This window comes from Microbacterium sp., from assembly GCF_047972865.1.
Taxonomy (GTDB): domain Bacteria; phylum Actinomycetota; class Actinomycetes; order Actinomycetales; family Microbacteriaceae; genus Microbacterium.
This window is the reverse complement of record NZ_JBKEAY010000174.1, coordinates 1-6,381: the sequence shown is the minus strand read 5'-3', so window position 1 is coordinate 6,381 and position 6,381 is coordinate 1. Positions and strand designations below refer to the sequence as shown.

7 protein-coding genes and 2 pseudogenes are annotated in these 6,381 nt (G+C 70.8%); 5 read left to right on the top strand and 4 right to left on the bottom strand.

Going from position 1 to position 6,381, the window contains the following annotated elements; translation table 11 throughout:
- Positions 1-353, top strand: a pseudogene (locus ACK5KK_RS10575) (translation initiation factor IF-2); the annotation flags it as partial.
- A gap of 127 nt (positions 354-480) precedes the next feature.
- Entirely contained in the window at positions 481-918 is a 438-nt protein-coding gene (gene rbfA, locus ACK5KK_RS10570; protein ID WP_416890045.1) for a 30S ribosome-binding factor RbfA, read from the top strand.
- Between the two features lie 28 nt (positions 919-946).
- Here rbfA and ACK5KK_RS10565 read toward each other — a convergent pair whose 3' ends face one another.
- The 4 genes from ACK5KK_RS10565 to ACK5KK_RS10550 form a co-directional block, all read right to left on the bottom strand.
- The gene (locus ACK5KK_RS10565; protein WP_416890044.1) at positions 947-1,801 is read right to left on the bottom strand and encodes a CPBP family intramembrane glutamic endopeptidase; all 855 of its coding nucleotides are present in this window, start codon (positions 1,799-1,801) and stop codon (positions 947-949) included.
- Between the two features lie 111 nt (positions 1,802-1,912).
- A complete protein-coding gene (locus tag ACK5KK_RS10560; RefSeq protein WP_416890043.1) occupies positions 1,913-2,575 on the bottom strand; it encodes a response regulator in 663 nt (220 codons plus the stop codon).
- The gene (locus ACK5KK_RS10555; RefSeq protein WP_416890042.1) at positions 2,572-3,786 is read right to left on the bottom strand and encodes a sensor histidine kinase; all 1,215 of its coding nucleotides are present in this window, start codon (positions 3,784-3,786) and stop codon (positions 2,572-2,574) included. Before ACK5KK_RS10555 ends, ACK5KK_RS10560 begins: the two co-directional genes overlap by 4 nt.
- 72 nt (positions 3,787-3,858) lie before the next feature.
- Complete coding sequence (locus tag ACK5KK_RS10550) at positions 3,859-4,722, bottom strand: A/G-specific adenine glycosylase (protein WP_416890041.1); 864 nt, start codon at positions 4,720-4,722, stop codon at positions 3,859-3,861.
- A 37-nt stretch (positions 4,723-4,759) separates the two neighbouring features.
- Here ACK5KK_RS10550 and truB point away from each other — a divergent pair, with 37 nt between their 5' ends.
- The 3 genes and pseudogenes from truB to ACK5KK_RS10535 form a co-directional block, all read left to right on the top strand.
- Positions 4,760-5,671 carry a tRNA pseudouridine(55) synthase TruB gene (gene truB / locus ACK5KK_RS10545; protein ID WP_416890040.1) on the top strand — a complete coding sequence of 304 codons (912 nt, stop codon included), beginning with the start codon at positions 4,760-4,762 and terminating at the stop codon, positions 5,669-5,671.
- Positions 5,668-6,036, top strand: a complete 369-nt coding sequence (locus ACK5KK_RS10540) for a hypothetical protein (protein ID WP_416890039.1) — start codon at positions 5,668-5,670, stop codon at positions 6,034-6,036. Before truB ends, ACK5KK_RS10540 begins: the two co-directional genes overlap by 4 nt.
- Positions 6,037-6,062: 26 nt before the next feature.
- Positions 6,063-6,381, top strand: a pseudogene (locus tag ACK5KK_RS10535) (hypothetical protein); the annotation flags it as partial.

The following is a 6,381-nucleotide window of genomic DNA, read 5'->3' as shown; positions in this document are numbered from 1 at the left end:
ACGCGATCGACGATGTCGAGCAGTCGCTCACCGGCATGCTCAAGCCGGAGTTCGAAGAGGTGCAGTCGGGTGTCGCCGAGATCCGCGAGGTGTTCCGCTCGTCCAAGTTCGGCAACATCGCTGGTGTCATCGTCCGTAGCGGCACGATCACGCGCAACGCCAAGGCGCGGGTCATCCGCGACGGCGTCGTGATCGCCGATGGGCTGGCGATCGAGTCGCTGCGCCGTTTCAAGGACGACGTCACCGAGGTCAAGACCGACTTCGAGTGCGGTATCGGCCTGGGCAAGTACAACGACATCCAGGTCGGCGACGAGATCGAGACGACCGAGATGGTGGAAAAACCCCGCGGCTGAGCGCACTCGGCTCCGACGACGGATGCCGCACCGACAGCAGCGCCTGCGAGGCTCGCGCTGCCGGTGCGGCATCGGCCACCGGGCCGGACCTGCCGAACCCGTCGGCGAAGCAAGCAGGAGGAACAACATGTCGAACGAACGACAGGCGCGATTGGCCGACCGCATCCGCGTGCTCATCGCGGAGCGCCTCGAAAAGGGGCTGCGCGACCCGCGGCTCGGGTTTGTGACGATCACGGATGTGCGCGTCACCGGCGACCTGCAGCACGCATCGGTGTTCTACACCGTGTACGGCAGTGAGCAGGAGCGCACCGACTCGGCGGCGGCGCTGCGGTCGGCGACCGGGATGCTGCGCAGCGAGATCGGTCGGGGTCTGGGAACGCGCTTGACCCCCAGCCTCGAATTCATCCCCGATGGAATCCCGGAAAACGCGGGCCACATCGAGGATCTGCTGCGCGAGGCCCACGAGCGCGACGCGTCGGTCGCGGGGCTGTCGGCCTCGGCGACGTACGCGGGCGATGCCGACCCGTATCGACACCCTCGTGAGGAAGAACCGGCTGAAGGCTGAGGCTCGGGCGGCCCTCGGGGCGCGACGATCACACCGAGGCGGTCATCGCCCGAGGGTGCTGGCTGCGGCGCAGCACCACCGCCAGACCGGCGAACGCGGCCCACGTGGCCAGGGCTATCGTCCAGGACACCTGCGGTGACGCGGTGAGCCCGCCGACGATGACGTTCGAGTTCACCAGGGGCCCGAACGTGTTGCCTGCGGCGTGTCCGAACACGGCGGGCCACACCGAGTCGAACCGAGACCGCAGCGCGCCGAGCAGGAGGCCGAAGAAGACGATCTGGACCGATGTGATGACCAGCTCGTGCGCCGGCATCCCCTCGGCGATCGTGTAGGTCGCCACCAGCGGGAGGTGCCAGACCGCCCAGATCAGCGAGATGACCAGGGTCGACCGGAACCATCCCCAGTGCGACCACGCGGACTGCAGCCAACCGCGCCAGAGCACCTCCTCGCCGAGGCTCAGAACCGCGTTCAGCACCAGCACCGGCGCGACGAGGAAGGACAAGGTCAGCCAGGTCTCAGGAATCCGCACCTCGACCACGCTGAGACCCACGCCGACCGCGACGGCGATCAGGGGAACCGCAGCGGTGGTCGCCAAGGCGATCATGCTGCCGCCGAGACTGTTGCGCCAAGGGCGTAGCGGAGTGAGCGCGATCGTGCGCAGCGCCCGCCCGGGACGGACGATGAGGAGTGCCACGACGAGAGAGAGCGCCGGCAGCATCTGATTGACCGGGGTAAGAGCGCCCAGCAGTTCTCCGCTGGGATCGATGGCCTGGGCGGTTCCCACGGACAGAGTGGTCGACACCGCCAGGATGACCAGCGACCAGACGGCGGTGCGGACGATGGGGCGTGCGTTCGGCGGCGTCGTCGCGGGGGTGGTGGACACGGGAACTCCTTGGGGTGTCGTGCAGCGGCGATCGCGCAGGTATTGGTGCGATCGCTCCCACTCTGGTTCTCCGCCCGCCTCGCTCACCTCACGCGCGCGAGCGAGGTGGGGTCATCCGCGCGGGTGACCTCCGGGGGAGACGACGCCGTTCTCGTAGGCCCAGATGACGACCTGGACCCGGTCCGGCAGGCCGAGTTTGGACAGCACCGAGCGAACGTGGGTCTTCACGGTGTTTTCGGTCAGGAACAGCCGGCGACCGATGTCTTCGTTGGACGCCCCGGTCGCCAGCAACCGGGTGACGTCGCGCTCACGAGGGCTCAGATCCGCCATCGGCTCCGTCGCCGGCACCGCCGCCCGGTTGACGAGTCGGAGCAGCGTCGCTGTGGCTCGCGGAGAGACGGCGGCGTCCCCCCTGCTGACGGCGACGATCGCCGCGATGAGCTCCGCCGGCCGGACATCCTTGGTGAAGAATCCGCTGGCACCGGCTCGCACGGCACCCACGACGTACTCGTCGAGGTCGAACGTGGTGAGTACCAGAACGCGTGTGTCGGGACTGGCCTCCCTCACGGCCCGTGTGCCTTCGATGCCGTCCTGGCCGGGCATCCGCACATCCATGAGAGCGATGTCGACCCGATGCCGTCGCACCTGGTCGACGGCCGCGTCGGTCGTGTCCGCCTGCGCCACCACCTCGATCCGCGGGTCGGCGCCGAGGACGGTCGCAAGCGACTCCCGCAGCAGGTCCTGGTCGTCGACCAGCATGAGACGGATGGTCATTCCGAGTCGACAGGAAGAGCGATGGTCACCGTCCAGCCCGCGCGTCGGGACAGCTCCACCGTGCCCCCGGCGGCGCGCACCCGTTCGGCCATGCCGATCAGCCCGCTGCCCGAGGACTCCACACGCGCTGAAGGGCCCGCGCCGCCGTCGTCGTGCACACGCGCCGTGACATGGGCGGCATCCCACGTCACGGACACCTCGATCTCGACGGGAGGGGCGACGTGCCGGATGGCGTTGGTCAGCGCTTCCTGCACGCCCCGGTACAGCGCGAGGGAGGCCTCGGGGGTCAGCGGACGGGCGTGTCCGTCTACCGTGATGTGCGTGCGATGGTGGGCGGTGGCTGCCGAGGTCACCAGGCTTCGTAGGTCGGTGGGCGTCGGTGCCGGAGCCGGGCCGGCTTGCTCGGAGTCGCTCAAGACGGTGAGCATTCCGCGCAGGCCGCGCAGCGCCTCACGCCCGGTGCCGGCGATGCCTTCCAGACGCGCGTCGGTGTCCGCGTCCGTGGCGGTGACGCGGGCGGCCTCCGCCTGGGCGATCATCACCGTGAGCGAGTGCGAGACGATGTCGTGCAGATCGTGTCGGATGGCGGCCCTCTCGGCGTGCACGGCCTCGCGTCGATGTGTCGCGTCCTGCTCCCGTCGAAGGATGCGCCGTCGGCGCACCGCGGTGGCCGCACCGAACACCCCGATGATCGGGATGCCGTACGCAGCCCAGGCCACGAGCGCCGCCGTCGGGTCGGAGGACACTCCGGGGTAGGCGACCCCATAAAGCACCGCTACGAGGGTGTCGCCGGTCAGTGCGACGGCGATCGTGACCGCGGGGAGCCCCGGGCGTTCGCTGACGCCGCCTTGCCAGACACTCAGAAGGTAGGCACAGGAGCTGGGCGCGAGGATGCCGGCGGTGAGACCGACCTGGTCCGGGAGGATGGGCACCACAAGCCCGAGCATCCCGAGCGAGGCGACCACCAGTCCTGCCCGCGGACGGCGGGAACCGACCAGCGTGCCCACATGCACGGCGCTCGCTGCCGTCGTGTACCAGGCCTTCATCTCGACGGGCAGCGTCGGATACAGCACGAACAGTGTGACGGCGGTCACCGGGAACAGAAGGGCGGTGACGGCGATCGCGGTGACGGCGGTGCTGCCGGTTGCATCGGATCCGATCGGCGCGACCGGGCGGCGAAGCGCCGGGGCGAAGGCGGACCGCATAGACATGACGACCATTCAACCGGAGTGGGTCCGGGTGCGCATCCCTCGCGCGGAGGAGCGGAGGCTGGCGCCTGCTCCTCACGCGGGCAGCCGGAGAGTCCCGCCGATCGCTTCGGCGAGGCCGTCGACGACCAGCGAGTGGATCGCGCGTTCGCGCTGGGGCGGGTCGGGCCAGGACACGATGACGTCGTCGAGGGCCACGCCGTCCGCCGCTTCACGCAACTGCTTCAGCACGGCGCCGCGCGCCTGCCGGTCGCTGCCCTCGTAACGGGCCTGGCGGCGTCGCGCGTCCCCCGTGTCGGGGTGCCCCGCCGCGCGCCACGCGCACAGGTGCGCGATCGGGCAGGCCTCGCACCGCGGAGTGCGCGCCGTGCACACCAGGGCGCCGAGCTCCATCGTGGCGGCGTTGACGACCGCGGCGTCGGTGACATCGAGGGGGAGGACGGCTGCCATCGCGTCGAGGTCGGATGCCGCGGGCGGGCCCGGTTGCGATCTCCCTCCGATCGCGCGGGCGAGCACGCGCCGCGTGTTCGTGTCCACGACCGGGTGGCGGTCGCCGTATGCGAACACCGCGACGGCGCGGGCGGTGTAGTCACCGACCCCGGTGAGTGCCAGCAGAGCGGTGACCTCGCGCGGCACCACCCCCTGGTGCCGGTCTGCGATCTCCACGGCGGCCTGGTGCAGCCACAGGGCACGCCGCGGGTAGCCGAGGTTCGCCCACTCCCGCACCGCGTCGGACGGTGCCGCGGCGGCGAGCGCGGCCGGGGCGGGCCATCGCTCCAGCCAGGCCGTCAGGCGGGGGATGACGCGGGCCACCGGTGTCTGCTGCAGCATGAACTCACTCACGAGAACGCCCCACGCCCCGAACCCGGGGACCCGCCACGGCAGGTCGCGCGCGTTGTGCCGGTACCACTCGATCACGGCAGGGGCGAGGTGCGGCATCCGATCAGCCTAGGCGGCGCGCCGTAGGCTGGAGGCCATGCGTCAGCCCCCCACGTCGGTCGCGCCCGGCATCCTGCTGGTCGACAAGCCCGGCGGTGTCACCAGCCACGATGTCGTCGCCCGTGCCCGGCGCGCCCTCCACACCCGCAAGATCGGTCACGCCGGCACGCTGGACCCGATGGCGACGGGGCTCCTCGTGCTCGGTGTGGGGGCAGCCACGCGGCTGCTGACCTACGTCGTCGGCCTGGACAAGACCTACACCGCGACCATCCGGCTGGGCGCGTCGACCGACACCGACGATGCCGACGGCACCGAGACGGCGCGCGCGGGAGCTGTGGCGATCGGGGCGGTGACCTCCGAGCGGATCGCGGCGGGGATCGCCGCTCTCACGGGAGACATCGAACAGATCCCCAGCACGGTCTCGGCGATCAAGGTCGACGGGAAGCGGGCCTATGCCCTCGCGCGTGCGGGTGAGGACGTCGAACTGGCCGCCCGGAAGGTGACCGTGTCGCGCTTCGAGGTGCGGGATCTTCGTCGCGGGGCCGACGTGATCGACGTCGACGTGGTCGTGGACTGCTCCAGCGGCACCTACATCCGCGCCCTCGCGCGCGACCTGGGAGCCGCGCTCGACGTCGGCGGGCACCTCGTCTCGTTGCGCCGCACCCGCATCGGACCGTTCTCGGTCGAGGACGCGGTCACCGATCTGGCGGGCGGCGCGCCGCTGCTGCCAGCCGCAGACGTCGCCGCAGCCGTGCTCGGCACGTTCGCGGCCACGGCGGAGGAGGCCCGCGACCTGCGGCACGGAAAGCGACTGCCGGGCGCGGCAGCGCGCCTGACCGCGGCGACGCCGGCGGCCATCGCGCCGGACGGCAGCCTGATCGGCGTCGTGACGGCGCGTGGACGCGACGTGAAGAGCATCATGAACATGCCGGAGGTGAGCGCGTCATGATCTGGTGGTTCACTCTGGTGCAGGTCATCGCGGCGACGATCGTCGGTGTCGGGTGCATCGTGCTGGGCCTGGCCGGCCGTCGACCCAGTGACCTCACCGTCGGCGGCATGGCGGTGGTGGTGCTGCTGCTGATCGGGCAGGTGGTCGTGGCGATCGTCGCACCGCTGGCGGGCAATCCGCCCGCCGGGAGCCTGCTGGAGTTCTGGGTGTACCTCGTCTCGGCGGTGCTGCTGCCGCCGGCCGCCGTGCTGTGGGCACTCATCGAGCGCAGCCGCTGGAGCACCGTCATCATGGGGGTCGCGGCGCTCGCCGTGGCGGTCATGGTGTGGCGGATGCAGGTGATCTGGACGGTTCCGGTCGCGTGAGCGGAGCGCCGTAGGATGGACGAGCCATGAGTACGACCCGCCCCCGCATGACCGGTGTCGGCCGCGTGCTGGTCGTCGTGTACGCGATCATGGCGCTGGCTGCCACCGGGCGCTCGTTCGTGCAGATCGTGCAGGATTTCGACGCCGCGCCGGTCGCGTACAGCCTGTCGGCCGCCGCCGCGCTGGTGTACGTCCTCGCGACGGTCGCGCTCGTGAAATCGGGATCGGATGCGTGGTACCGCGTCGAGTGGGTGGCGATCTGCTTCGAGGTGGCCGTGGTGGTCGTGGTCGGGACGTTGAGCCTGGTCATGCCCGACCTGTTCGCGCACGACGCCACGGTGTGGT